Genomic DNA, 24,876 nt, shown 5'->3' with positions numbered 1-24,876 from the left:
CCCGGACGGGGGGCCCCGCCCCCCCCCCCCCCCCCCCCCCCCCCCCCCCCCCCCCCCCCCCCCCCCCCCCCCCCCCCCCCCCCGGGGCGGTGGCCGGCTCTGCGGGCCACCGCCGTGGTGCCGGGCCCCGGCCCGGCCGCGGCGGTTCGCGGGCCGAGCGCTTCGCCCCTTACGTCCTGGTCGCACCCGCCATCCTGATCATCGTGGTGCTGCGGCTGTACCCGTTGCTGCTCGGGGTCGACTTCTCCTTCACCGGAGACGGCGAGCGCAACGGTCAGACGGTGGGTCTCGACAACTACCTTGAGTTGATCGAGGACCCGTTGTTCCGCACCGCGTTGGGCAACGTCGGGTTGCTGGTGCTGTTGCTCCCGGTGGCGGTGGCGATTCCCGGGCTGCTGGCGACGTTCATCTACCTTCGGGTGCCCGGCCATCGCCTCTACCGCAGCGTCTACTTCTTCCCGGCGGTGCTCTCCCCGGTCATCGTCGGCGCGATCTTCAATCTCTTGCTCGCCTTCGACGGCCCGGTCAACGCCGTGTTCGAGGCGGCCGGCATCAGCCCGGTGGACTGGCTCGGGAATCCCGACGTCGCGATGTTCGTGGTGGTCGGCGTACACATCTGGGCCACCTTCGGAATGGCGCTTGTGGTGTTCCTGGCCGGGTTCGCGACCCTGGACGCCGCGCTGTTGGACGCGGCGCGGGTCGACGGTGCCTCGCTGCCCCAGGTCATCCGGCACGTGATCATCCCGGGCCTGTCCCGCACCATCGCGTTCGTCGCCGTGACCACCATGGTCGGGATGCTGACCTCGATGTTCGGCCTGCTCTATGTGATGACCAGCGGTGGGCCGGCAGGGTCCACCTATCTCCCGGAGTACTACATCTGGATCCAGCAGGGCCAGATGAACCGGCCCGCCCTTGCCTCGGCCGCGTCGACGGTGCTCTTCGTGATCATGCTCGTCGTGGGGCTGCTCCAGGTGAAGCTGCTCCGGCGGGCGGGAGGGGAGGACTGATGTCCCGGGTACGACTCAGCCGGTGGCTGCTGGCCATCCCGATGTCGCTGCTTGCGCTGGCGACGATCTACCCGCTGCTGTTCACCGTCAACGTGGCGATGAAGACCCGGCGTGACTACATCCTCGACCGGTTCTCCCTGACCGACACCCTGCGCTGGGACAACATCAGCGCGGCGTGGAACAGCGTCGGCATGGACCGGTACTTCGTCAACTCCCTGATCGTGGTGACGTCGTCGGTCGTCCTGCTGCTGCTGCTCGGGTCGATGGCCGGCTTCGCCCTGAGCCAGCTTCGGTTCCGCGGCTCCTCGGCGCTGTTCCTGGGCTGCCTCGCGGGCCTGTTCGTGCCGTTCCAGGTGATCATGGTGCCGCTCGCCCGGATCATGGCCGACACCGCCCTCATCGACACGTACCCCGGACTGGTCCTGGTCTTCGTGGCGCAGTTCCTGCCCTTCACCGTCTTCCTGATGACGAGCTACTACAAGACCATTCCGCGGGAGGTCATCGACGCGGCCCGGATCGACGGCAACAGCGTCTACGGCGTGTACCGCCGGATCATGCTGCCGTTGGGTACCCCGGCCCTGCTGTCAGTCGGCATCCTCAACGCGCTGTTCTGCTGGAACGACGTCCTGATGTCGCTGGTGATGATGCCGTCGGCGGATCACCGCACACTCATGGTCGGCGTGACCTCGCTGCGTGGCCAGTACTCCGACGACATTCCCACCTTCGCCTCGGGAGTCCTGATCGCCGCGATACCGGTCCTGGTGGTCTACCTCTTCCTCCAGCGCCAGATCGCCGACGGCGTCGCCGCCGGCTCCACGAAGGGCTGAAATGCGCATCACCGGTTATCGGACGCTCACCACGGTCCAGGAATGGGGGCGCCCGGTCGGCGACGCCAACGGCGTCTTCGCCGACGGGAGGGTCCCGGTGCCGATCGTCGTCGTGGAGACCGACGAGGGGCTGTCGGGCGTCGGCATCGGCCCGCACGTCGAGATCGAACGGATCTTCGCGGCCATCGACGGTGAAGATCCCCGTGCGGTGACGGCGCTCTACGACCGCATGCTGCGACACACCTTCAAGGCCGGTCACGCCGGCCCGGTGTTCGGCACCATCGGCGCGCTCGACACGGCACTGTGGGACATCAAGGCGCAGGCGGCCGGCCAGCCGCTGTGGCGGTTGCTGGGCGGCCGCGACCGCCGGGTCCCGGCGTACGCGTCCGGGCTGGACATCGCCCTGAGCGACGAGGAACTCGTCTCGGCGTACACCCGTTACGCCGAGCACGGGCTGCGGGCCGCCAAGCTCAAGGGTGGTCTCGACATCGAGCATGACCGACACCGGCTCCACCTGGTCAAGGAGATCCTGGCCGAGGCCGGCCACGGACTGCGGCCGGGCCTGATGCTCGACGTCAACGAGGCGTGGACCCGCAAGCAGGCGGTCCGGCACGTCTGCGAACTCGAACGCACTCTCGACCTCATCTGGATCGAGGAGCCGGTGCGACGCTGGGACGCCGAAGGGCTCGCCGCCGTCGGCCGGGGGGTGCGCGCCTCCGTCGCCACCGGGGAGAACCTCACCGGCCTGGAGCAGTACCGTCCGCTGATCGCCGCCGGCGCGGTCGACGTCGTCCAGACGTCCGCGGTCGGGGGAGTCACCCATTTCCTGCGGGTGTCCGCCCTGGCGCACGCCTACGACCTGCCGGTCAGCCCGATCGGCAACAGCCCGCTCGGGTTGCTGCACGCCGCCACCTCGGTGCCGAACCACCTGACCAGCGAGTTGCAGGATCTCTGGTCGCCGGTCGGCGTCTCCGTCGACGTGCACGTCGAGGACGGCTTCTTCGTCCTGGGTGACTCTCCCGGACTCGGCCTCCGGGTGGACGAGCAGCGGATCCGGGCCGTGGACCGGCACCCCCAGGCGCCGGCGGTCGACGGCCCGAACGTCCGGCCGGAGCAGGCAGGGCGGCGGCTGCTGGCGGCGACGGGCGGCGTCCTTACCGCCACCGCTGGCTTCCCGCTGGCCCGGGCTGTCACCCCGGCACACAACAGCAACCAGGTGTCGCCGACCGGAAGTCACTGAACCGGAACCGACGGTGTGTGGCCGGCGGCACGAGCGGCGTGCGGCGTTGAGACGGAGGATCGATGAAGGCAGTGGTCTACCGGGGAGCACGGCATCTCGGTGTCGAGGAACGTGAGCCGGCGGCACCCGGGCCGGGCGAATTGGGGATCTCGGTGGCCTACACCGGGATCTGCGGCACCGACCTGCACATCTACCACGGGGACATGGACTCCCGGGTCGGTGCCGCCGCGATCATCGGGCACGAGATGTCCGGGCGGATCGCGGCGCTGGGCGAGGGCGTGAGCGGTTGGTCCGTCGGCCAGCCGGTGACGGTGCTGCCGACCAGATGGTGCGGGCGGTGTGCCGCCTGTCGGCGCGGCAACTCGCACATCTGCCACGCCATGAACTTCCTCGGCATCGACTCGCCCGGCGCCATGCAGTCCGCCTGGAACGTGCCGGCGGAACTGGTCCTGCCGCTGCCCGAGGAACTGCCGCTCGACCAGGGCGCACTCGTCGAACCGGTCGCCGTCGCCGTGCACGACGTACGGCGTGGCAAGGTGGCCTCGGGCGATCACGTGGTCGTCGTGGGCGGAGGGCCGATCGGGGTGCTCATCGGCACCGTCGCCCAGGGGCGCGGTGCGCAGGTGCTGCTCGTCGAGCCGGACCCGGCTCGACGTGCCGTGGCGGGCGACGTCGGCATCGAGGCGGTCGATCCGGCCGCGCTCGACGTGGCGGCGTTGGTCGCCGACCGGACCGACGGTGCGGGTGCCGACGTCGCCTTCGAGGTTTCCGGTGCCGCGGCGGGTGTCGCCACCGCAGTCGAGGTGCTGACCGCCCGAGGCCGGCTGGTGATGGTGGCGATCCATCCCAGGCCTCGGGAGGTGAACCTGCACCGGTTCTTCTGGCGCGAGTTGGAACTGCTCGGTGCCCGGCTCTACCAGCGCGACGACATGGCCGAGGCGATCAGCCTGGTCGCCTCCGGCGAGATTCCGGCACGGCAGCTGATCTCCCGGGTCGAGTCGCCCGAGGCGGCGACCGCGGCGTTCACCGCGCTGGAGGGTGGCGGTGTGATGAAGGTGCTGCTGGACTGGCGGGAGGGCAACCGGTGACGAATCCGTTCGACCTGTCCGGACGAACCGCCGTGGTGACCGGTGCCCGGCGGGGCATCGGCCTGGCCATGGCCGAGGCGCTGGCCCGGGCCGGTGCCGACGTGGTGGGTGTCTCCGCGCACCTGGAACCGCAGGAGAGCGAGGTGGAGCGTCGGGTGCGGGCCGCCGGTCGACGGTTCACCGCGCTGCGCGCCGATCTGGCCGATCGCCCGGCCGTGCGCCGGCTGGCCGGGGAGCTTGTCGCGCTCGGACCGATCGACATCCTGGTCAACAACGGCGGTACGATCGCCCGCGCCCCGGCCGTCGATCATTCCGACGAGATCTGGGACCACGTGATCCAGGTGAACCTGAACAGCCAGTTCGTGCTGAGTCGGGAGATCGGTCGGACGATGGTGGAACGCGGCCACGGAAAGATCATCTTTACCGCGTCCCTGCTCAGTTTCCAGGGCGGCATCACGGTTCCCGGGTACGCCGCCTCGAAGTCGGCCGTGGCCGGTCTCACCAAGGCCCTGGCGAACGAGTGGGCGGCGCACGGGGTGAACGTGAACGCCATCGCCCCTGGCTACATCGCCACTGACAACACCCGGGCATTGCGTGAGGACCCCGAGCGGGACAAGGCGATTCTCGCTCGGATACCGGCCGGTAGGTGGGGCGTCGCCGACGACCTCGGTGGTGCCACGGTGTTTCTGGCGTCGGCGGCCTCCGACTACGTCAACGGAATCGTACTGCCGGTCGACGGGGGATGGTTGGGCCGATGACTGACGCAGCTCCGGAGGCGGCCGGCGTCGTCGACGCCCACCACCACCTGTGGGTCCGGGCGCGGCATCCACAGCCGTGGATCGACCCGGTTACCATGGCGGCCATCGACGCCGACTTCGAAATGGCCGACCTGGCCCCGCTGGCCCAGTCGGCGGGGGTCACCAGCACCGTCGTCGTACAGTCGATCGCCTCGGCGAGGGAGACCGTGGATCTGCTCCGCGTCGCGGCCGACGACGTCCTGGTCGGCGGCGTCGTCGGCTGGGTCGACCTGACGGCCGACGACGTCGCCGACCGTCTCGACCGGCTACGCGCGTCGCCCGGCGGGCAGCGCCTGGTCGGCATCCGTCACCTCGTGCAGAGCGAGACCGACCCGGCCTACCTCGACCGCCCGGACGTCCGCCGGGGCATCGCCGCGGTGGGGGCCGCCGGACTGGTCTTCGACCTGCTCGTCCGGCAACACCAACTGCCGATGGCCGCTCGGTTGGCCCATGACCTGCCCGAGGTGCGCTTCGTCCTGGACCACCTCGGCAAGCCCGCGCTGGGCACCCCGGAATTCGACAACTGGAAGCGTGACGTGAGAGTACTGGCCGAAGCAGCCAACACGACGGCGAAGGTTTCCGGCCTGACGACCGAGGTGCCCCGGTCACCCTGGGCGCTGGCCGACCTCCGACCCGCCGTCGACCATGCACTCGACGTGTTCGGGCCGCAGCGACTGATGTTCGGCTCGGACTGGCCGGTGTCCCTGCTCGCCACCTCGTACCTCCGCTGGATCGAGGCGGTGACGGAACTGCTGGGCGACCTCGACTCGATCGACCGTGCAGCGTTCTGGGAAGGTACCGCCCGGCGTTCTTACCGACTGGGGGCGTGATGAGGTCACACGCGCTGCCGCGCCGTCCGGCGATCGGCCTCACCGAGCTGGGCTTCGGCGCGGCCCAGGGCGGCAACCTGTACCGGGCGACCACGGACGAGGAGTTCGTCGCCGCCGTCGACACCGCCTGGGCCGCTGGCGTGCGCTACTTCGACACGGCGCCGCACTACGGCCTCGGGCTGTCCGAACGTCGCCTGGGCAGCGCACTGCGGCACAGACCACGCGACGAGTACGTGGTGTCGACGAAGGTGGGGCGACTCCTGGAACCGTCGCCGCAGAACACGCACCTGCGCGACTCCGAGGGGTTCGACGTGCCCGCGAGCCATCGCCGGGTCTGGGACTTCAGCCGCGACGGGGTACGCCGAAGCATCGAGGCCAGCCTGGCGCGCACCGGCCTGGACCGGATCGACATCGCCTACCTGCACGACCCCGACGATCACTGGGAGCAGGCCGCCGCCGAGGCCGTGCCCGCCCTGGTCGAACTGCGCGAGCAGGGCGTGGTCGGTGCGATCGGGGCCGGCATGAACCAGTCGGCGATGCTCGCCCGCTTCGTCCGCGAAACCGACGTGGACGTGATGATGTGTGCCGGTCGGTACACCCTGCTCGAACAGGGCGCGGCCGGTGACCTGTTGCCGCTCGCGCAGCGCCAGGGCGTGGGCGTGGTGATCGCGGGCGTCTACAACTCGGGACTGCTGTCCCGGGACCACCCGCCCGCCGACGCGTTCTACAACTACCAGCAGGCACCGCCGGAGCTGATCGAGCGGGCGCGTCGGATCGCCGAGATCTGCGGTGGGCACCGTGTCACCCTGCCGCAGGCGGCGCTGGCCTTCGTCCGCCGGCACCCGGCCGTGGTCTCGACGGTGGTCGGTGTCCGCAACGACGCGCAGATGGCCGAGACCGCACGGCGCTCGGCCGCGGTGGTGCCCGACGAACTCTGGGAGTCGCTGGCCGCCGCCGGGCTGCTCGCCCCGACGTGAGGACCACTAGCGAGTAGGTATGACACGCCTATGAGCATCTCGCGTTGGCGGGCGTGACCGTGCCGGCGTGGGACCGGCCGGCGCACGGTGGCACCGCACGTCCCGGGTCGGGACCGGCTCCTCCCCGGAGACCGGTCCCGACCGAGACCTCACTGGCCAGCGCGATGGTCGCGACGGTCAGGCCAGGCCGAACCGCCACTGCTGGTTGGTGCCGCTGTGGCAGGTCCACTGCAACAGGCGGGCGCCGTCGGTGGTGGCACCGCCGTCGACGTCGAGGCAGAGCCCGCTCAGCACGCTCTTCACCGTGTAGACCCCGGTGGTACCGGTGGACGCGACGGTGAACTTCTGCTGGTTGCCGTTGTTGCAGGTGGCTTGCTGGAGGAAGGCACCGGGGGTGGTGGAGCCACCGGTGATCTCCGCGCACTTGTTGCTGTGCACGGCCCGGAGATAGACGGCGCCGCCGCCGGCGTCGACCGCCTGCCACTTCTGGTTGTTGCCACCGGTCGACGCCCACTGGTGGATCTGCGCGCCGTCGGCGGTGGAGACGCCGCTGACGTCCATCAGCTTGTTGCTGTGTTGTGCGGTGAGCGTCCACGTCCGGCCGGCTATCCCACCACCGGTGTCACCGACGCCCACGCCCGGACCACCGAAGGTGTGCGAGTCGAGGTCGAACCAGTTGTTGGCGCTGTTCTTGAACACCAGGTACAGGGTGTGGGTACCGGCGAGGGGGGTGACGTTCACCGGCGGCGTGGACTGGTAGTTGTCCCAGCCGCCGGTGCTCGGCACCGGGGTGGTGGCCAGCAGCGTGCCGGTCGGCGACCCGGCCCGCAGCTCGATCGATCCGCCGCCGGAGGGCGACGACAGTCGGTAGCTCACGGTGTTGATTCCGGACAGGCTCATCGGGGTGAACGCCACCCAGTCGTTGTTGGAGATGTCCCCGATGCGCTTGCCGCTCTCCGCGCCGGCCTGGTCGATGGTCCGGGTGCCGGACTGACTGCTGTAGTACTCGGCCTGCTTGTGCTTGGGTTGGAGGATCACCTGGGCACGGCCGGTGAGTGGGGCGGCGCCGCCCGCGCCACCGTTGTCGGTGTACCGCGCGTTGAGCACGTAGAACAGGTTGGCCCCGTCCGGGTGCCCGCCGAGCAGGCCGGTGGGGATGGTCCCGGAACAGCCGGCGTAGTCGGTGGTCTCGTGCGCGTGGTCGTCGTGCCCGAGCGCCGGGTTGAGCAGGACCTTGCTGCAGTCGATCGCGGCGCCGCCCGGGTCGGTGACGGTGATCTGGTACGACACCCGGTCGCCGAAGGTGAGCATGCCACCGTTGGCCGGCGTGGTGATGGTGACCACCGGAGCGGTGTTGCCGACGGTGATCTGCACGTTGGCGAAGCCGGTCTTGCCCGAGCTGTCGGTGACCTTCAACTGCGCCGTGTAGTTGCCGTTGCTGGTGTAGACCTTCGACGGGTTGGCCGCCGTCGAGGTGGTGCCGTCGCCGAACGTCCACTGGTAGCTGATCGTGTCACCGGGGTCGGGATCGGCCGACCCGGCGCTGGAGAACTGCACGGTCAACGGGGCGGTGCCGCTGGTCGGCGTGCCGGTGGCTTTGGCGATCGGGGACCGGCCGCCCTGGACGTAGTCGATCCGGTAGAGACCGGAGTCGCTGTTGCCGCCACCGAAGTTGGTGCCCCACTCCAGCAGGTAGAGCGAGCCGTCCGGGCCGAACTCGACGTCCATCGGGCTGTTGAACCGGGTGCCGGGCAGGAACGGGTTGATCCGGGTGACCGCCGACGCCGAGTCGAAGTGCATCTCCTTGATGTAGTCACGCGACCACTCGTAGAAGAAGTGCACGCCGTCGTAGTACGGCGGGAACTTGGTCGCCGACGGGTTCTCCGGGTCGTAGCGGTAGACCGGTCCGCCCATCGGCGCCGATCCACCCGAACCCACCTCCGGGAAGTTCTGGGAGGCACCGTATCCGTACCACATGTTCGGCGCGACGACCGGCCGGAGGTTGGTCAGGCCGGTGTTGTTGGGCGAGTTGTTGACCGGTGCGGCGCAGTTGAACTTGGCACCCACCGCGCCGGTGTCCGGGTTGTACGGCGCGTACGGCTGGTTGTCGCCGTGGCAGAACGGCCAGCCGTAGTTGCCGGGCGTCTTGATCACGTTCAGCTCGACCAGACCCTCCGGGCCACGGTTGGTGGTCGGTGGGTTCCGGTCCGGTCCGTAGTCGGCCAGGTAGACCCAGCCGTTGGCCGGGTCGATCGAGAAGCGGAACGGGTTGCGGAAGCCCATCGCGTAGATCTCGGGCCGGGTCTGCGCCGTCCCCTGGGGGTAGAGGTTGCCCGAGGGCACGGTGTAGCCGCCGCTGGCGGAGGGGCGGATACGCAGCAGCTTGCCGCGCAGGTCGTTGGTGTTGCCGGCGGTACGCGCCGAATCGAGCATGTGCTTGCCCGGACGCCAGTCCAGCGGGGCGTAGCCCTGCCAGTTGGGGTCGAGGTTCGGCGCGACGTCGTCGCCGGTGCCGATGTAGAGGTTGCCGTCGGGCCCGAAGGCGATGTACCCGCCGGTGTGGCCGGGCTCGGGGTACGTCCGGTCGCGGTAGGCCGGGATGTCGATGATGGTCACCCCGCTGGACATGTTGAGCGTGTCGCCGTTGAGCGTGTAGCGGGAGACCCGGTTGACGTCGGTGGAGCTGCTGGCCGGCGCGTGGTACAGGTAGACGTACCCGTTGCTGGCGAAGTTCGGGTCAAGGGCCAGCCCGGTCAGCCCGTCCTCACCTCCGGTGTAGACGCTGAGCGTGCCGGCGGTCACCGTGCTGCTGGTGCTCGGCTTGAAGATCTTGACCTGGCCGCCGCGCTGGACGTAGAGCACCCGTCCGTCGGGTGCCACGGCCAGCGCCATCGGGTCGACGGTGTTGCTGTCGAGGGTCCGCTTCTCGAAGTTGCCCCAGACGGTGCCACCACAGTCGCCCGGCTCGTTGCCGGCGGCCCACTTCACGCCGCCGAGGACGTGATTGCGGAAGTGGGTCTCGCTGTAGGACGCCGCGGCGTGCCCCATCGCGGTGGCCCAGACCCGGCCACCGCCGGTGTTGCGGCACCAGGAGATCGGGTGATCGGAGCCCATCGCCCGGGGGCCCGGGTTGTACGTGCGTTCGTCGGCGGTGACCAGGACGTGCACCTCACCGCGCGGGTTCTTGTCGAAGTTGTACCACTCCTCGCTGCGGTTCCAGCGATCCGGCAGGCTGGCCGTCGAGGGGTGCTTCTTGTCGGCGACGATGGCGGTGCCGGGCAGGACGCCGGGGGAGTGCTCCGGCATGTGGGCGCCCGCGTTGATGGTCTGGTCCCACCAGGGGTACTCGCCCTCGATCCCCATGTCGGTGGCGTTGTGGATGGCCACGATGCCCTTGCCGCTGGCGAGGTAGCCCTCCACGGCCTGGCGCTGAGTGGCCGAGGTCCACACCATGCCGGACGTCTGGAACATGATCAGGACATCGAAGGTGGCGAGATTGGCTGCGGTGAAGACGCTGGAGTCCTCACTGTGCACCAGCTCGAAGTTGTTGGCCGCGGCCTGCTGCTGAAACATCGAGACCCCGGCTGGGATCGAATCATGTCGATAGCCGGTGGTCTTGGTGAACAACAGGGCGCGGAAGGCCGGAGCCGCTGATGCCGGCTGGACCAGCGCGAGCGCCAGTAACAGACCGGTGATCAGTCCGATGATGGCTGTCGTACGACGCATGCCGTCTCCTCGTCGGGGCGGAGCAACAGGGGGCGCGACCACGAGTCCGGTCACCTCCCACGGCACGTCGGGTGGTGCCTGGTGTGGCAAGACGAGGTGCGTGCGGGGTCGTCGTCGCACGGTTCGTCGTACCTGCGTGACACTGCGAGATGTGACGCAGAGTCACGACCCGGGTGGGTTCCGGGCTCCATGGCGGCTAGGAGCCTGAGTAGTGTCAATATGGACATAAATCGATGTTAGCGACAACATGGATGGGACTGATCATCGGCGCCCACGTTCCCCAGTGGACCTGACACGGCGTCTTTGCCTGTCATGGGCACGGTCGGTAGTCCGGGAAGATCGGGGATTGCGTACCCATCCCCGAGCATCTATCTTCATACGTGTGATGTTTCGGTCATGTCAAGCGAAAGTTTGAGCACGACAACAGGAAGCTTCGCTTCCGATAAATAAAGCCAGGTGACCGGCCGGTCCCAGGGGAATTCCGAGGTGGCGCACCGATGCCCTTGGTGATTACTATCCGTAAGGATTCTTGATGTCAGATCGACCCCCGGCGCTGCTGACTCTGCGGGGCATAAGCAAGTCCTTCTTCGGGGTGCGCGTCCTCGACGGTGTCGACCTCGACGTCGCCCCGGGCGAGGTGCACGCCGTGGTGGGTGAGAACGGTGCCGGCAAATCCACTCTGATGAAGATCGTTTCGGGCGGGTACGCCCCGGACCGCGGCACCGTCGAGTTCGCCGGGCGATCACGCGTGTTCGGCGGCCCACGTGACGCTCAGCGCGCCGGCATCGGCATCATCCACCAGGAGTTCAACCTCCTGCCGGAGCGCACCGTCGCCGAGAACGTGTACCTGGGCCATGAGCCGAAGCGGCGCGGCCTGGTCGACCGGCGACAGCTGCTCAGCCGCACCGCGGAGCTGCTGGCCACCATCGGGGAGACGGAACTGCCCGCCGATGCCGTGGTCGGCCGCCTCGGGGTCGCCCAGCAGCAGGTGGTCGAGATCGCCAAGGCGCTCGCGTTGGACGCACGCCTGCTCATCATGGACGAGCCCACCGCGGCGCTGGCCGACCACGAGGTCGAACTGCTCTATGGCCTGGTACGACGGCTGCAACAGCAGGACATCGGCCTGCTGTACGTCTCGCACCGGTTGACCGAGGTCTTCGACCTGTCCGACCGGATCACGGTCCTCAAGGACGGCCGGCTGGTGCGGACGATGCGCACCGCCGACGCCACACCGGAGGACCTGGTACGCCAGATGGTCGGCCGGGAACTGTCCAGCTACTACCCGGATCGGGCCGTTGCCGGGGACGTCGGTGCGGTCCGGCTGGCCGTGCGGGGCGGCGGGAACCGGAAACTACGCGACGTCGACCTGGAGCTGCGCGCCGGTGAGGTGCTGGGGATCGGTGGCCTACAGGGCTCCGGACGCTCGGCGCTGGCCCGCGCGTTGTTCGGGGTCGAGCCGTTCACCACCGGCGTGGTCACGATCGACGGTAGGCCGATCCGGCTGCGTTCCCCGCGCGCGGCGACGCGGGCCGGCCTCGCGTACGTCACCGAGGACCGCAAGGGCGAGGGCATCGTCGCCCGGCAGTCGGTGCTCGACAACGCGCTGCTCGCGAGCCGGGCGGTCTTCCCGGCCCGCGCGGGCCGGGCCGCGCGCACCGTGCGTGTCCGTGAGCTGCTCGCCGCAGTGGAGGTCCGGGCCGCCGGTGACGACCAGGAGATCCGATTTCTGTCCGGCGGCAACCAGCAGAAGGTGGTGCTGGCCAGGTGGCTCGCGCTCGACCCGCTGATCCTGCTCTTCGACGAACCCACCAGGGGCATCGACGTGGGTGCCAAGTCGGCCATCCACGATCTCGTCCGTCGGCTCGCCCGGGCGGGCGCGGCGGTGCTGATGATCTCGTCCGAGCTGCCGGAGCTGCTCGGCATGAGTGACCGGATGCTCGTCATGCGCGACGGCCGCGTCGCCGGTGAGCTGCCCGCCGGCGCCACCGAGGAGGACGTCGTCGCCCTGGCGGTCGGGACGGTACGGGAGGCGGCGTGAGTGAGCGGAGCGAGCGAACCATCAGGTTCAGCAGTCTGGCGCCTCGCGCCGCCGGTGAGCGAAGCGAGGCGGCGGCGTGAGTCTGCTGTCGCTGCGGCCGGCGCGACGGCCGATACCTGGCGTGTTCGTGGCACTGACCATCACGCTGGCGCTCGGTTGGCTGATCGTCATGATCGACGGCGGCCAGCTGTTCAATCAGTCGACGACGGTGAGCCTGTTGCACGTCGCCGCCGGACTTGGCCTCGTCGCGGTCGGTCAGACCCTGGTCATCCTCGGTGGTTCGCTCGACCTCTCGGTGGCCTACGTGATCAGCCTGAGCACCCTGGTCGCGGCCGAGACGATGAACGGCCGCGACGGCGCACTGCTGCCCGCACTCGGTCTGGCGCTCACGGTCAGCGCCGCGGTCGGGCTGCTCAACGGGCTGCTCGTCACCCGGCTGCGGATCAACGCCTTCATCGCCACCCTCGGCGTCGGGTTGCTGCTCAAGGGGTACCTCGACAACGGGTACGACGGTCCGGCCGGCAGCACCTCACCCGGGCTCGTGCAGAGCCTCGGCTACCAACGCATCGGCCCCGTACCACTGTCGTTCGTGCTGCTGCTCGCCGTGACCGCGGCGTGCTGGTTCGCTCTGGCGCGGACCCGGTTCGGCCACCATCTGGTCGCCGTCGGCGGTGATCCGGAGGTCGCCCGGCTATCCGGCGTCCGCAACGACCGGGTCCTGGTCACCGCCCACGTGCTCTGCTCGCTCTGCGCCGGACTCGCCGGGATCTACCTGGCCAGTCGGCTCGGCTCGGGTGCCCCCCGGGTGGGCACCGAGGGCCTCTACGACCTTGAGTCGATCGCCGCCGTGGTGATCGGTGGCACCGCTCTCGCCGGTGGCAAGGGTGGCGTCGTCGGCACGCTCGGCGGCGTGCTGCTGCTCGCCAGCATCGACGCCATCTTCAACCAGCTCGAAGTGGACGCCTTCTTCAAGCAGGTCATCCGGGGGGCCATCATCATCGCCGCCGTGGCCGTCTACGCCCGTCGGGCCATGCGAAAGGCGGCCGTCTGACATGCAACTCGTCCAGCGTCGGCCGCTGCCGCCCCAGCTGACCCGGGTACGCACCGGCGGCCTGCTGCCTCTGCTCGCGATACTCGCGGTGCTGCTGGTTCTGGTCGCCGTGCGTCAGCCCAACTTCCTGGCGCCGGCCTCCCTGATGTCGTTCCTCGGCCGGTCGGCGCCGATCATCCTGCTCGCCGCCGGTCAGTACTTCGTGATCGTGTCCGGCGAGTTCGACCTGTCCGTCGGCTCGCTGGTCACCGCGCAGGTCGTGGTCGCCGCCCGGCTGATCGACAGCGACCCGTCGCGGACCTGGCCGGTGGTGCTGGTGCTGCTCGCCGGTGGGGTGCTCGTCGGGTTGGTCAACGGCCTGATCACGACGCGGCTGCGGGTGCCCTCGTTCATCACCACCCTCGGCATGTTCCTGATCCTCGTAGGAGCGGTCTATCTCTGGTCCAATGGTGCGCCAAAGGGCGGGCTCTCCGAGGAGTTCCGTCGGTTCGGCCGGCGTGCCTTCGAGGACGTGCCGGTGCTCGGCCGCATCCCGTACGCCCTGCTGGTGCTGCTGGTCGTCGCGACGCTCGCGGTGCTGCTGACGCGTTCCGACTTCGGCCGGATCCTGGTCGCGGTCGGGGACAACTCGCGCACGGCGGAGCTGAGCGGCGCCCGGGTACGCCGTACCCGGACCATCGCCTTCATGCTGAGTGGCCTCGCCGCCGCCGTCGCGGCCATCCTGATCGGCGGCTACAGCGGCGTGTCCTTCCAGGCCGGTGCCGGCCTGGAATTCGGCGCCATCACCGCAGTCGTCCTGGGCGGGGTCGCCCTCGGCGGCGGACGTGGCTCGGTCATCGGCGCGATGCTCGGCGCGCTGACCCTCGAACTGCTCTTCACGCTCATGAATTTCTACGGCGTCTCCGGCGCCCTCAGACCGACCGTCCAGGGCGCCATCATCCTGTTCGCCGTGGCGGTCTCGAGCCGACGCTCCGCGTCGAGATAAGGGAATCTCAATGAAACGACGCATGGCGGCCACGGCCGCGCTTCTCCTGGTGTCCCTCGTCGGCTGTGCCACCGACGAGCCCGTAGCGGACCCTTCGGACGGCGCTTCCGCGCCTCCTGCCGGTGCCGGCACCGGCGAGCAGTCGAAATTCTTCGTGCAGGCCGACTACGACAACGAACTCGCGCTGCTCGACGCCGCACCGACCGGCCCGGCCGACAAGCCGTGGGAACAGGTGCTCAACCCGAAGATGGTGGACACCGCCAAGTTCAAGAAGGACGGCCCCCACAAGATCTGCTTCTCGAATGCGGCGTTGAACAACCCGTGGCGGCAGGTCGGCTTCAAGACGATGCAGGCCGAGGTCGAGGCGCAGGGCGACCGGGTCAAGGAGTTCGTCCACGTCGACGCCGAAGGCAAGGACCAGAAGCAGATCGCCGACATCAACGACCTGCTGGGCAAGGGCTGTGACGCCCTCATCGTCTCACCGAACACCACCGCCACGCTCACGCCAGCCGTGACCGCGGCCTGCGACGCCGGCCTGCCGGTCATCGTCTTCGACCGCGGCGTCGACACCGACTGCCCGGTGACGTTCATCAACCCGATCGGTGGGTACGGGTTCGGTCACGTCGGCGCGGAGTTCGTCAGCCAGCAGATGAAGCCCGGCGGCAAGGTTCTCGCGCTGCGTATCCTGCCCGGCGTCGACGTGCTGGAGACCCGGTGGTCCGCCGCGAAGGTCGCGTTCGACAAGGCGCAGGTCGACGTGGTCGGGGTCGAGTTCACCGATGGCGACCCGGCCAAGACCAAGAAGATCGTCAACGACTACATCCAGCGGCACGGCACGATCGACGGCGTCTGGATGGATGCGGGCGCGGTCGCCGTCGCGGCGGTGGAGGCGTTCCAGGACGCCGGTCAGCCGGTGCCGCCGATCAACGGCGAGGACCAGCTCGACTTCCTGAAGATGTGGAAGGACGAGGGGCTCACCGCGATCGCGCCGACGTACCCGACGTACCAGTGGCGTACGCCGATCATCGCGGCGCTGCGGATCCTCGACGGCCAGCAGGTGTCCGACCCGTGGAAGCTACCCCAGCCGACGATCACCCAGGAGAACCTGGACAGCTATCTCGACCCGAACATGCCGCCGCTGCACTACGCGATGTGCGGCTGCACCGACCTGCCGGGTTACCCGCAGCGCTGGAAGTAGGCGTCCGTTGCGTGCCGTCGGTGTCAATCCCTGGGTGTGGACCTCGCCGGTCGACGACGAGGCCCTGACCGCCTTGATCCCGCGGATCGCGGCGCTCGGCTTCGACGCGGTCGAACTGCCGATCGAGCAGCCGGGTGACTGGGATCCGTACCGCGTCCGTGACCTGCTCGCCAGGTACGGACTGGACGCGGCCGGCGTCTGTGCGGTCACCCCGCCCGGGCGGGAACTCGTCAATGCCGCCCCCGCCGTGGTGGAGGGCACGGTGGCGTACCTGGACAGCTGCGTGGACAGCGCGGCGATCATCGGTGCGCCGTGCGTCGGTGGTCCGGTCTACGCGTCGGTGGGCCGGACCTGGCCGATGACGCCGACGGAACGCGCGACCTGCTACTCCGATTTCCGTCGGGCGCTGGTGCCGGTCGCCGACCGGGCCGCCGAACGGGGGGTGTCCATCGGAGTGGAGGCGCTCAACCGGTACGAGACCAGCGTGGTCAACACGATCGAACAGACCGTGGAGATGATCGACGGTCTGCCGTCGAACGTTGGCCTCATGATCGACACCTATCACATGAACATCGAGGAGGCGAACCCGTACGCGGCGCTGGCCGCGGCGGGCCCGCACATCAAGCACGTACAGGTCAGCGGCACCAACCGGGGCGCACCCGGGTCGGATCACCTGGACTGGCCCCGGCTACTCGCCGCCCTGGCCGCCACCGGCTACTGGGGTGCCATCTGCATCGAGTCGTTCACCCCGGACAACGCGACGATCGCGACCGCCGCCTCGATCTGGCGTCCGCTCGCCCCGTCACCGGACCGGCTCGCCGGGGACGGGCTGGCCTATCTCCGGAGCATCCTCGGCTGAGCTGCGCCGCCATCACGCCGGCAGCGGGTCGCCGACGTGATCTCAGTCGAAACTTACGCAGACTGAACTGTTCCACGAGGCCACTGTATCGACCGGCGCCGCGGTCGCGGCCCGGCGAAACCCGGTGTCGGCGTACGGGCCCGGGGAAATATGCTCCGCTTCGACATCCCTCGACGACAGGAGCTGAGATGCGCTTCGACCTGGTCACGGCCCCAGCTCCGGCGCGAGAGCTCACCGTGCGCTGACCCGTGCGACTCGCCGTCGGTGCACCGACGGCGCGGTGCTCCTCGCTGCGGAGCGGTCCCCTGCTGGCCGTTTCCCCTTCCAGTTCGAGGAGCAATCTTGCGTGCCCTGATATCCGCGCGTCTGGGCGCGGACTTCGCAAAACTCTGGACCGCCTCGGCGGTGTCCAACATCGGCGACGGCGTCATCATGGCGGCCGGCCCACTGCTGGTCGCCTCCATCACCGACAGCCCGGCGCTGATAGCCGGTGCAGTCTTCGTACAGCAGCTGCCCTGGTTGTTGTTCGCCCTGCTCAGCGGTGCCTACGTGGACCGGCTCGACCGGCGTCGTCTGGTGGTGGCGGTGAACCAGGTGCGGGCCGTCGCGCTCGCCACGCTGACCGTCACCATCGCCACCGACACCGTCACGGTGGTCGTCTTCTACGCGGTGCTCTTCCTGCTCGGTACGGGGGAGACGCTGGCCGACACCGCCATGGGTGCGCTGTTGCCATCCGTGGTCGCCACCGACCGGCTGCCGAGCGCGAACGCGCGGCTCTACGCCACCTTCACGATCGGCAACCAGTTCGTGGCCAAGCCGTTGGGTGCCGGGCTGTTCGTGATCGCCGCGGCGGCACCGTTCGGCCTCAACGCACTCACGTTCACCGTCGCTGCGGTGCTGCTGGCGAGGCTGCGGCCGGCCCCGGCACCGGCGGCCACGACGCACGCGTCGGTGGTCCGCTCGATCGGCGAGGGGGTGCGGTGGCTGTGGCGACACCGGCTGCTACGGACGCTGGCCCTGAGCATGGGCGTGGGCAACGTCGCCTTCTGCGCGGCGTTCGCGGTGTTCGTGCTCTACTGCCGGCAGCGGCTGGGCGTTTCCGACATCGGTTACGGCTTCCTGCTCACCGCGTTCGCGGTCGGCGGGCTGGCCGGCACGGCGGTGGCGAGCCGACTCGTCCGGACGGTGGGACGAACCGTGGTGCTGCGGGGCGGGCTGGTCATCGAGGTGCTCACGCACCTGGTTCTGGCGACCACGACCGCGGTATGGGTCGTGGTGGTCGTCCTGGTCGTGTTCAGCGCGCACGGCATGGTCTGGGGAGTCACCGTCGCGTCGCTGCGGCAACGGCTGGTGCCGTCCCGGCTGCTCGGCCGGGTCGGCAGCGCGTACGCCGTGCTCGATCTGGGTGGGGCGGCGGTCGGCTCCCTCCTCGGTGGTCTGATCGCCGGCATCTGGGGCGTCACGGCCCCGTTCTGGGTCGCCGGGGTGACGATGGCGGTTGTCGCTCTCGCCGCCTGGCGGCCGCTGAAACAGAGTCCAAACCGGTCGGAGACTATCGAAGAGAGCTGATTACCGTACCATCGGGCTGTTCTTCCCTGGGCGGGTGCGGAGGAGACCGCATGGACGATGTGACCCTCCGAGCCCTGCGGCTGCTGGAGGAGGCGCAGGCCGGTGGCGCGGCCCAGGTGCTGGCGGAGGCGGTCGTGGCGCTACGGGAACCGACCGGGGAACTGCGCGACGGCCCGGCGGCGATGCATTTCGCCCGCGTCGTGGCGCTGACCCGGCTCGGTGACCTGCGTGCCGCGATCGCCGCCGCCGATCTGATGCTTGTCGCCGCCGAGCGGGAGAACAGCGCCGGGTGGCGTTCCTGCGCGCTGTCGCTGCGCGCCGACCGGCGGCTCCGCCTCGGCGACCAGGACATCGCCGAGTACGACATCGAAGCCGTCCTGCGGGACCTCGTCCGCGCGGAGACGGCCCTGCTGGCCGGCGAACCGGATCCGGTGATCGAGGGCAACGCCCGCACCGGGCTGGCGATCGGGTACGCGAAGCTGCGCCTCTACGAGCTGGCGGCGCCACAGTTCCAGGCGGCATACGAGACGACCTGCCGACCCGGATACCCGGGCAACGGCAACCGGGCGATGTGGCTGTGCAACCTCGCGGAACTCAACCTCATGTGGGCCCTGGAGCTGTACCAGGTGGGTCAGGTGGCCGAGGCGGAGAAGCACACCACGGTGGCTGAGGAGCACGCGGCGCGGGCGATGACGGAAGCCTCCGGCCCCAAGGCGGAGGTGTGGCGGCTCTCGGCGGCGCTGTTCGCGGCGTGCGCCCGCGCCGACCGCCAGGACCCCGCCGGTGCGGCGGAGGACATCCCCCGGGTGCTGGCGTCGTTGCGGGAGCACGGCGTCGAACAGCGACACCAGGAGCAACTGCTGTGCCGGCCGTTCCACGCCGTCGCGCTCAGCCGGTCCGGACGGCCGGGTGAGGCGCTGCGGGTCATCGAGGAGGCGGTGACCGGCCTCTCTCCCGACAACGACTGGTTGATCACGGCGGCGCTGCACCGTACGCACGCGGTGCTGCTGGCCAAGACCGGGGCACGCGACGCGTTGCCGGGCCTCACCTACGGCGACGCGCTCGCGGAACTCCTGTGGCGTCAGCGACACCGCTGGCTGCACGCGGCGGTGACCATGCAGTCGTACGACGTGCTGCGGTGGCAGCACGAGCGGGCCGAACGGGCCGCGCGGATCGACCCGCTCACCGGGGTGGCCAACCGGCGTGGTCTGGACAGCTTCCTGGAGCGCCTGGCCGCTCCGACGGCGGCCGGGACGGAACCGGTGGCGGTGCTGATCGTGGACGTGGACCGGTTCAAGGACGTCAACGACTCGTTGGGGCACGCCACCGGCGACGACGTGCTGCGGGCGGTGGCGCAGGTGGTCGCGGCAAGTGTCCGCCGGGACGACTTCGTCGCGCGGCTGGGCGGTGACGAGTTCGTCGCGATCCTGCCGGGAGCGGATCTCGGCGCCGCCGAGCAGGTCGCCCAGCGGGCCGTCGACGCCGTGGCCGGGATGGCGGTGTGGCGGGTGACGGTGAGCGTCGGGGTGGCCGGCGGTTCCGCGTACACCCTCGGAGAGACCCTGGCGCACGCGGACGGTGCGATGTACGCGGCGAAGCGGGCCGGCGGAAACCGGATGAGCAGCCGTCACCCCGGTACCTGACCGCGGATCGCGCCGGGTGCCGCGGCGTCGGCCGGTCCGGCAGGATCGGTACGTGGACAGAGAGCCGGCCGACGTCGCGCCCATCCGGGGGTTCCGCCGCGCGATCCTTCGCAACGCTGGGATGACCTGATCTTCCTGCACTGGCCGGTCGAGCCGGCGCGGGTCGCACCGCTGCTGCCGGCCGGCACCCGCCCCGACACGCTCGACGGGCTGACCTACGTCGGGCTGATCGGCTTCCGGATGGTCGGTCTGGGGCTGGGATTCGGACCCGGCGTACAGCGTGCGCTAGCCCATGCTAGCATTGCTCTCATTACAGTGGGTGAGAGGAACAGCATGGCAGCCCTCAGCATCAGAGATCTCGACGACAGCGTGCGCGACAAGCTGCGCCGCCGCGCTGCGCAACACGGCCGATCCATGGAGGCCGAGATTCGCGACATACTCACTGCGGCAGTTGCCGAGGACGCGCCGGCAAACGACCTGTTCAGCGCACTCACCGATCGATTCACCAGACTCGGTGGGGTCGAGCTGGAACTACCGGCACGTTCCACGGCCCCCCGTGCGGCGGATCTGCCCGAATGATGATCGTTCTCGACACCAACGTCGTCTCCGAGCTCATGCGGGCCGAGCCCGCTCCAGTGGTGCTCGCGTGGCTCCAGCAGAGTTCGAGCACCGGCCTGTACACCACAGCCGTCACCGTCGCCGAGATCCGCTACGGCATTGCGCGGCTGCCGGATGGCCAGCGCCGGGAATCACTGCACCAGGCTGCCAGCGAGATCTTCGCCGCCTTTCCTCGCCAGGTGCTGCCCTTCGACCTCGCCGCAGCCGGCGCCTACGCCGACGTGGTCGCGGTGCGGGAGAAACTCGGCCACCCGATCGATGGGTTCGACGCCCAGATCGCTGCCATCTGCCGCGTCCAGGCCGCCACCCTCGCCACCCGGAACACTAAGGACTTCACTGACACAGGGATCAATGTCGTCGATCCCTGGCGCGGTGCGACCAGCTGAGACGCCGGCACTCCACTGCATGGTCGATCGGCATGAAGGCGCTCCAAGCGGTTGCCGGTGCCAGGAGCTGGAAGATCGGCGCGCAGGCGGCCACCGGGCGCGGACGATTGCCGTCAGTGCTAGCCGGTGGCCGCTCGGGTTGCGCGGCGGATCAGAGGTAGCTGAACAGCGGCGGGAAGAGCAGCACCACGATCCAGGCCCAACCGGCGTACACCGGTAGGTAGCCGGTCTGCCAGCGTTCCAGGGCCGCGAACGGGGTGCGCCGACGGATGAAGCCCAGCATCAACCAGGCCGACCAGGCGAGGTTGGCGAGCAGGATGACGTTCTCACCGAGGGCCGCGGCCTTGTTCGGGGTGGTGCCGTACTCGGTGATCCGCTCGGTGATCGCCCATAACACCAGCACGTCGATGATGAGCGCGCTGACCACGAGGGCGAGCTGCAACCTGTCGAACAGGCCGGGCGGAGCCAGCGGGTCGCGGGCCGAGATCGAGTAGAGCAGCAGCCCCAGCACCACGACCAGCAGCAGGTCGAACAGGATTAGCGCCTCCCGCTCGACGTCGATGCCGGCGGTGGTCCAGACGATGGCGACCAGGAAGGCCAGCAACGCGGCGGTGAACAGCGGCGTGAACAGGCGGGTGAGTACCGGGGCGATGTTCTCGACGACGCTCTGTTTGGCCTCGACGAGCCAGCCCGCCACGACCACCGCGGCCACCACGCCGCACGGCAGCAACCACTCCGAGACGAAGCCCTCCGGGTCGATCCCGATGGCTTGGAAGGTGCCGACCGTGAAGGCGGTCAGCACGCCGCCGCCGAGGGCGATGAGGACGAAGTAGACGAAGCATTCGCCGGTGAATCTGATGAAGTCCATCCGCCGTCGCGACGAGCGTAGATCGTCGGACACGTAGGCCAGGCCGACCACGAGCCACAGGGCTATCGGCAGGTGGATGGTGGTCAGCACCAGCGACTGGGAGTTCTCCGCGAGGGAGTAGATGTTGGCGGCCACCGCGCCGAGCGCGAACAGGGCGACCATCACCCCGATCACCGCCGTGCCGGCCCGGCGGCGCCAGGCCAGGTACGCGGCCAGCCAGGGCAGCGTGAACAGCGCGAAGTTGGGCGCGTAGAAGGCGCCGTCCTGTTGGAAACCCAGGCCGAACAGCGCCGGTAGCTTGATCGACACGGCCGCGCCGACGGCGCACACGATCATCGCGATCAGGTCGCGCCGGGACTGGTTGTCCGTCTCCGGGTCGTCGGTGCCGCCGGTCAGCACCAGTTGCTTCCACAGCCGCTCGGAGTGTTCCCGGGCGAACTCGCGGGACAACTCGTCCAGGCCACCCAGCCGTTTGACCGCGACCAGGAATGCCTCGTCGGGGCGCAGACCGGTGGCGATGAGCTCGTCGACCGAGCCGCGAAGGTGGTCCTCCAACTCCTCGGCGTCGGAGCGTTGCAGTTCCGGGCGGTGCCGCACGTAGTGACGCCACTGGGCGAACTGGGCCTCCAACGCTTCCTGGCCGGGCGCGGTCGTCGCGCTCTCCGGGCCGCGTGGCGCGGTCGTGCCGTCCGGGCCGGGGGACGCCGGGCTGCCGGGCGTGGTCATGCCAGACCTCCGAGGGGAGTCGTGGTCGAGCGACGTACGTCGTCAGGGCCGACCCAGATGGCCTTGAGGGCGCTCACCACGGTGTCCCACTGGCGACGTTGCTCGGCGAGCTCGGCGAGGCCGCTGTCGGTGATGCGGTAGTACTTGCGTCGTCGCTCCCCGGGAACCGACTGCCAGCTCGACTCCACATGACCGAGCCGTTCGAGCCGGTGCAGCAGGGGATAGAGCAACCCTTCGGTCCAGTCCAACTCGCCGTCGGACAGCCCGTTGATGCGTCTGAGGATCGCGTACCCGTAGCTCTCCCCGTCGGCCAGGATGCCGAGCACCATCGGCGTCGCCGAGGCGGCGACGAGATCCTTGGTGACCTTCATGAGATTCTCCCACCACCAATACCTAGAACTACTAGGCATAGTAGTTCTAGGTATTGGTGGGCGCAAGAAAAGCCCGCCGGCAGCACCGGCGGGCCTCTCGTAAGCGCAGTTCAGGGTTGGCCGGGGTGTCCCCGGGCGGCTGTGTCGCTCAGCGACCGCCGCCACGCCCACCGGGCCGGGCCCGGGCGGAGAAGGCCGCCGCACCCGACCGGGCAGCACCGGAGCGCGCCGAGGCGGACCGGCCTGAGCTGGCGGCAACGGAGTGCCCCGAGTTGGCCGCGGACCGCCCTGAGCTGGCCGCAACGGACCGCCCCGAGCTGGCCTGGGCGGGCTTGCCGCCGCGCCGGTTGCGGCCTGCGGGGGCGGGTGACGTCTCGCGTCGGGCGGTCGTTGGTCGGGCGGCCGGCGCGACCGCCAGCGTCCGTTCCCCGGGCGCGAGTTCATGCAGCAGCGCGTCCCCCGGGCGCAGTCGAGTGGTTGTCGCCGCGATGCCGGCCTTGCGGGTCAGTTCGCGTACCTCGGGGGCCTGGGTGTCGGTCATCAGGGTCACGACCGTCCCGGCCGCGCCGGCCCGGGCGGTACGCCCCGAGCGGTGCAGGTATGCCTTGTGCTCCACGGGTGGATCAGCGTGCACGACGAGGGCCACGTCGTCGACGTGGATGCCCCGGGCAGCGATGTCGGTGGCCACCAGCGTCCGCACCGTGCCGTCGGAGAACGCCTTGAGGTTCCTGGTGCGGGCGCCCTGGGCCAGATTGCCGTGCAGCTCCACCGCGGCCACCCCGGCGGCGACCAGCCGGCGGGTGAGGGTCTTGGCGCCCCGCTTGGTGCGGGTGAACACCACCGTCCGTCCGGGCGCGGCGGTCAGGTCGACCAGCACGGCGAACCGGTCCTCGGCGTGCACGTGCAGCACGTGGTGCGTCATCGCGGCGACCGGCGACCTGGTCGAGTCGACGCTGTGCACCACCGGATCGGTGAGGAAACGCCGGACGAGCACATCGACCCCGGAGTCCAGGGTGGCGGAGAAGAGCAGCCGTTGCCCGTTGCGCGGGGTCAGCTCCAGCAGCCGGCGCACCGTCGGCAGGAACCCCAGGTCGGCCATGTGGTCGGCCTCGTCGAGCACACTGATCTCGACGGCGTCCAGGTGGGCGTGTCCGGCCTGCACGTGGTCGGCGAGCCGGCCCGGGCAGGCCACCAACACGTCGACCCCGGCGCGCAACCCGGTGATCTGCGGCCGAGCGGCGACGCCACCGAAGACGGTCATCGTACGCAGCGAGAGCGCCTCGGCCAGCGGCGCCATCACGCTGTCGATCTGGGTGGCCAGCTCCCGGGTGGGCGCGAGGATGAGCGCCCGGGGGCGTCCGGGTCGGCGCGGCGCGGCGGTGGCGGCGAGCCGGGTGAGCACGGCCAGGACGAAGGCGTAGGTCTTGCCCGAACCGGTGCGGCCCCGACCGAGCACGTCGCGACCGGCCAGGGCGTCGGGCAGAGTTGCGGCCTGGATCGGGAACGGCCGGTCCACCCCGGTCGCGGCCAGCACGCGGGTCAGTGCGGCGGGCACGCCCAGCTCGGCGAAGGTCGAAACGGTGGGCGGGGTGGTCTGTTGCTGCGGGCGGCGTGCCGCCATGAAGGCTCCGAACGTAGAAGGGGATGTCCCGCCCGGCGCTGCGGCGCCGGCCGTGGCCTGGCGCGTCGAAGGCCTGGGGCCTGGGGCATCGAAATCGGACCCGCGGTCACGCGGATCGCAGGATCAGCCTACCCGACCGACGGCGGGCAGGCTGCCGGTGAGGTTCAGGAGGGCGCCACGACCCGCCAGCGGCTCTGGCCGCCCATCCACGCCCCGGCCAGGATCTCCGCCGACTTACGGCCGGGGCAGGGGTAGATCTTCGAGCGCCCGGTGCCGCCGCCGGCCCGGGCCTCGACCTCCCAGGACTCGCCGTCGGTGCGGATGTAGACGTCGCGACGTCCGCGCGGGGTGTGGTCGCCGTTCCACCAGTGACGCTCAACTCTCACCTGCTGACCGTATAGCAACCGGTCCGCGAGGGAAACGTTGATGATCTTGGCAGATGCCACCGCCA

The 24,876-nt window shown here is 69.9% G+C and carries 21 protein-coding genes and 1 pseudogene; 17 read left to right on the top strand and 5 right to left on the bottom strand.

Features of this window, described 5'->3' with window-relative positions:
* The first annotated feature begins 203 nt into the window (after nucleotides 1-203).
* The 7 genes from AC2CHE_RS05925 (at nucleotide 204) to AC2CHE_RS05895 (ending at nucleotide 6,766) form a co-directional block, all read left to right on the top strand.
* The gene (locus tag AC2CHE_RS05925) at nucleotides 204-1,007 is read left to right on the top strand and encodes a carbohydrate ABC transporter permease (RefSeq protein WP_484503867.1); all 804 of its coding nucleotides are present in this window, start codon (nucleotides 204-206) and stop codon (nucleotides 1,005-1,007) included.
* Nucleotides 1,007-1,834 carry a carbohydrate ABC transporter permease gene (locus AC2CHE_RS05920; protein ID WP_484503866.1) on the top strand — a complete coding sequence of 276 codons (828 nt, stop codon included), beginning with the start codon at nucleotides 1,007-1,009 and terminating at the stop codon, nucleotides 1,832-1,834. Before AC2CHE_RS05925 ends, AC2CHE_RS05920 begins: the two co-directional genes overlap by 1 nt.
* A 1-nt stretch (nucleotide 1,835) precedes the next feature.
* Complete coding sequence (locus AC2CHE_RS05915) at nucleotides 1,836-3,074, top strand: mandelate racemase/muconate lactonizing enzyme family protein (RefSeq protein WP_484503865.1); 1,239 nt, start codon at nucleotides 1,836-1,838, stop codon at nucleotides 3,072-3,074.
* A 62-nt stretch (nucleotides 3,075-3,136) separates the two neighbouring features.
* A complete protein-coding gene (locus AC2CHE_RS05910) occupies nucleotides 3,137-4,162 on the top strand; it encodes a zinc-dependent alcohol dehydrogenase (protein WP_484503864.1) in 1,026 nt (341 codons plus the stop codon).
* Nucleotides 4,159-4,920, top strand: a complete 762-nt coding sequence (kduD, locus tag AC2CHE_RS05905) for a 2-dehydro-3-deoxy-D-gluconate 5-dehydrogenase KduD (RefSeq protein WP_484503863.1) — start codon at nucleotides 4,159-4,161, stop codon at nucleotides 4,918-4,920. The genes AC2CHE_RS05910 and kduD overlap by 4 nt, the downstream gene beginning before the upstream one ends.
* Nucleotides 4,917-5,789, top strand: coding sequence for an amidohydrolase family protein (locus AC2CHE_RS05900; RefSeq protein WP_484503862.1), 873 nt, complete (start codon nucleotides 4,917-4,919; stop codon nucleotides 5,787-5,789). Before kduD ends, AC2CHE_RS05900 begins: the two co-directional genes overlap by 4 nt.
* Complete coding sequence (locus tag AC2CHE_RS05895) at nucleotides 5,789-6,766, top strand: aldo/keto reductase (protein WP_484503875.1); 978 nt, start codon at nucleotides 5,789-5,791, stop codon at nucleotides 6,764-6,766. The genes AC2CHE_RS05900 and AC2CHE_RS05895 overlap by 1 nt, the downstream gene beginning before the upstream one ends.
* Before the next feature lie 177 nt (nucleotides 6,767-6,943).
* On the opposite strand, the gene AC2CHE_RS05890 is transcribed toward AC2CHE_RS05895, so the two are convergent.
* A complete protein-coding gene (locus AC2CHE_RS05890; RefSeq protein ID WP_484503861.1) occupies nucleotides 6,944-10,492 on the bottom strand; it encodes a ThuA domain-containing protein in 3,549 nt (1,182 codons plus the stop codon).
* A 532-nt stretch (nucleotides 10,493-11,024) separates the two neighbouring features.
* Here AC2CHE_RS05890 and AC2CHE_RS05885 point away from each other — a divergent pair.
* The 10 genes and pseudogenes from AC2CHE_RS05885 to AC2CHE_RS05840 all read left to right on the top strand — a co-directional run bounded on the left by AC2CHE_RS05885 (nucleotide 11,025) and on the right by AC2CHE_RS05840 (nucleotide 20,839).
* The gene (locus AC2CHE_RS05885) at nucleotides 11,025-12,530 is read left to right on the top strand and encodes a sugar ABC transporter ATP-binding protein (RefSeq protein ID WP_484503860.1); all 1,506 of its coding nucleotides are present in this window, start codon (nucleotides 11,025-11,027) and stop codon (nucleotides 12,528-12,530) included.
* A 76-nt stretch (nucleotides 12,531-12,606) separates the two neighbouring features.
* Nucleotides 12,607-13,581 carry an ABC transporter permease gene (locus AC2CHE_RS05880; RefSeq protein WP_484503859.1) on the top strand — a complete coding sequence of 325 codons (975 nt, stop codon included), beginning with the start codon at nucleotides 12,607-12,609 and terminating at the stop codon, nucleotides 13,579-13,581.
* A gap of 1 nt (nucleotide 13,582) precedes the next feature.
* Nucleotides 13,583-14,566: an ABC transporter permease gene (locus AC2CHE_RS05875; RefSeq protein ID WP_484503858.1), complete on the top strand. Its 984-nt coding sequence runs from the start codon at nucleotides 13,583-13,585 to the stop codon at nucleotides 14,564-14,566.
* A gap of 10 nt (nucleotides 14,567-14,576) precedes the next feature.
* Nucleotides 14,577-15,764, top strand: a complete 1,188-nt coding sequence (locus AC2CHE_RS05870) for a substrate-binding domain-containing protein (protein ID WP_484503857.1) — start codon at nucleotides 14,577-14,579, stop codon at nucleotides 15,762-15,764.
* A 7-nt stretch (nucleotides 15,765-15,771) separates the two neighbouring features.
* Entirely contained in the window at nucleotides 15,772-16,623 is an 852-nt protein-coding gene (locus AC2CHE_RS05865; protein ID WP_484503856.1) for a sugar phosphate isomerase/epimerase family protein, read from the top strand.
* A gap of 342 nt (nucleotides 16,624-16,965) precedes the next feature.
* Nucleotides 16,966-18,192: an MFS transporter gene (locus tag AC2CHE_RS05860; protein ID WP_484503855.1), complete on the top strand. Its 1,227-nt coding sequence runs from the start codon at nucleotides 16,966-16,968 to the stop codon at nucleotides 18,190-18,192.
* A gap of 50 nt (nucleotides 18,193-18,242) precedes the next feature.
* Nucleotides 18,243-19,835 (top strand): GGDEF domain-containing protein, encoded by a 1,593-nt coding sequence (locus AC2CHE_RS05855; RefSeq protein WP_484503854.1) that lies wholly within the window; start codon nucleotides 18,243-18,245, stop codon nucleotides 19,833-19,835.
* Between the two features lie 6 nt (nucleotides 19,836-19,841).
* A pseudogene (locus tag AC2CHE_RS05850) lies at nucleotides 19,842-20,054 on the top strand (DUF2071 domain-containing protein); the annotation flags it as partial.
* 114 nt (nucleotides 20,055-20,168) lie between these two features.
* Entirely contained in the window at nucleotides 20,169-20,414 is a 246-nt protein-coding gene (locus tag AC2CHE_RS05845) for a FitA-like ribbon-helix-helix domain-containing protein (protein ID WP_484503853.1), read from the top strand.
* Nucleotides 20,411-20,839 carry a PIN domain-containing protein gene (locus tag AC2CHE_RS05840; protein ID WP_484503852.1) on the top strand — a complete coding sequence of 143 codons (429 nt, stop codon included), beginning with the start codon at nucleotides 20,411-20,413 and terminating at the stop codon, nucleotides 20,837-20,839. The genes AC2CHE_RS05845 and AC2CHE_RS05840 overlap by 4 nt, the downstream gene beginning before the upstream one ends.
* Nucleotides 20,840-20,990: 151 nt before the next feature.
* On the opposite strand, the gene AC2CHE_RS05835 is transcribed toward AC2CHE_RS05840, so the two are convergent.
* The 4 genes from AC2CHE_RS05835 to AC2CHE_RS05820 all read right to left on the bottom strand — a co-directional run bounded on the left by AC2CHE_RS05835 (nucleotide 20,991) and on the right by AC2CHE_RS05820 (nucleotide 24,811).
* A complete protein-coding gene (locus AC2CHE_RS05835) occupies nucleotides 20,991-22,433 on the bottom strand; it encodes a permease prefix domain 1-containing protein (protein WP_484503851.1) in 1,443 nt (480 codons plus the stop codon).
* Nucleotides 22,430-22,804, bottom strand: a complete 375-nt coding sequence (locus tag AC2CHE_RS05830; protein WP_484503850.1) for a PadR family transcriptional regulator — start codon at nucleotides 22,802-22,804, stop codon at nucleotides 22,430-22,432. Before AC2CHE_RS05830 ends, AC2CHE_RS05835 begins: the two co-directional genes overlap by 4 nt.
* Before the next feature lie 148 nt (nucleotides 22,805-22,952).
* Entirely contained in the window at nucleotides 22,953-24,425 is a 1,473-nt protein-coding gene (locus AC2CHE_RS05825) for a DEAD/DEAH box helicase (RefSeq protein ID WP_484503849.1), read from the bottom strand.
* Nucleotides 24,426-24,589: 164 nt separating this feature from the next.
* Entirely contained in the window at nucleotides 24,590-24,811 is a 222-nt protein-coding gene (locus tag AC2CHE_RS05820) for a hypothetical protein (RefSeq protein ID WP_099851929.1), read from the bottom strand.
* Between the last annotated feature and the right edge of the window lie 65 nt (nucleotides 24,812-24,876).

This window comes from Micromonospora sp. ATLC16 (genome assembly GCF_057196645.1).
This window is presented reverse-complemented; position numbering and strand designations above follow the sequence as displayed.

Coding starts and splice junctions, on each gene's coding strand:
- AC2CHE_RS05920 (WP_484503866.1), top strand. CDS start 1,007: ATGTCCCGGGTACGACTCAGCCGGTGGCTGCTGGCCATCCCGATGTCG.
- AC2CHE_RS05915 (WP_484503865.1), top strand. CDS start 1,836: ATGCGCATCACCGGTTATCGGACGCTCACCACGGTCCAGGAATGGGGG.
- AC2CHE_RS05910 (WP_484503864.1), top strand. CDS start 3,137: ATGAAGGCAGTGGTCTACCGGGGAGCACGGCATCTCGGTGTCGAGGAA.
- AC2CHE_RS05900 (WP_484503862.1), top strand. CDS start 4,917: ATGACTGACGCAGCTCCGGAGGCGGCCGGCGTCGTCGACGCCCACCAC.
- AC2CHE_RS05895 (WP_484503875.1), top strand. CDS start 5,789: ATGAGGTCACACGCGCTGCCGCGCCGTCCGGCGATCGGCCTCACCGAG.
- AC2CHE_RS05890 (WP_484503861.1), bottom strand. CDS start 10,492: ATGCGTCGTACGACAGCCATCATCGGACTGATCACCGGTCTGTTACTG.
- AC2CHE_RS05885 (WP_484503860.1), top strand. CDS start 11,025: ATGTCAGATCGACCCCCGGCGCTGCTGACTCTGCGGGGCATAAGCAAG.
- AC2CHE_RS05875 (WP_484503858.1), top strand. CDS start 13,583: ATGCAACTCGTCCAGCGTCGGCCGCTGCCGCCCCAGCTGACCCGGGTA.
- AC2CHE_RS05870 (WP_484503857.1), top strand. CDS start 14,577: ATGAAACGACGCATGGCGGCCACGGCCGCGCTTCTCCTGGTGTCCCTC.
- AC2CHE_RS05855 (WP_484503854.1), top strand. CDS start 18,243: ATGGACGATGTGACCCTCCGAGCCCTGCGGCTGCTGGAGGAGGCGCAG.
- AC2CHE_RS05845 (WP_484503853.1), top strand. CDS start 20,169: ATGGCAGCCCTCAGCATCAGAGATCTCGACGACAGCGTGCGCGACAAG.
- AC2CHE_RS05840 (WP_484503852.1), top strand. CDS start 20,411: ATGATGATCGTTCTCGACACCAACGTCGTCTCCGAGCTCATGCGGGCC.
- AC2CHE_RS05835 (WP_484503851.1), bottom strand. CDS start 22,433: ATGACCACGCCCGGCAGCCCGGCGTCCCCCGGCCCGGACGGCACGACC.
- AC2CHE_RS05830 (WP_484503850.1), bottom strand. CDS start 22,804: ATGAAGGTCACCAAGGATCTCGTCGCCGCCTCGGCGACGCCGATGGTG.
- AC2CHE_RS05825 (WP_484503849.1), bottom strand. CDS start 24,425: ATGGCGGCACGCCGCCCGCAGCAACAGACCACCCCGCCCACCGTTTCG.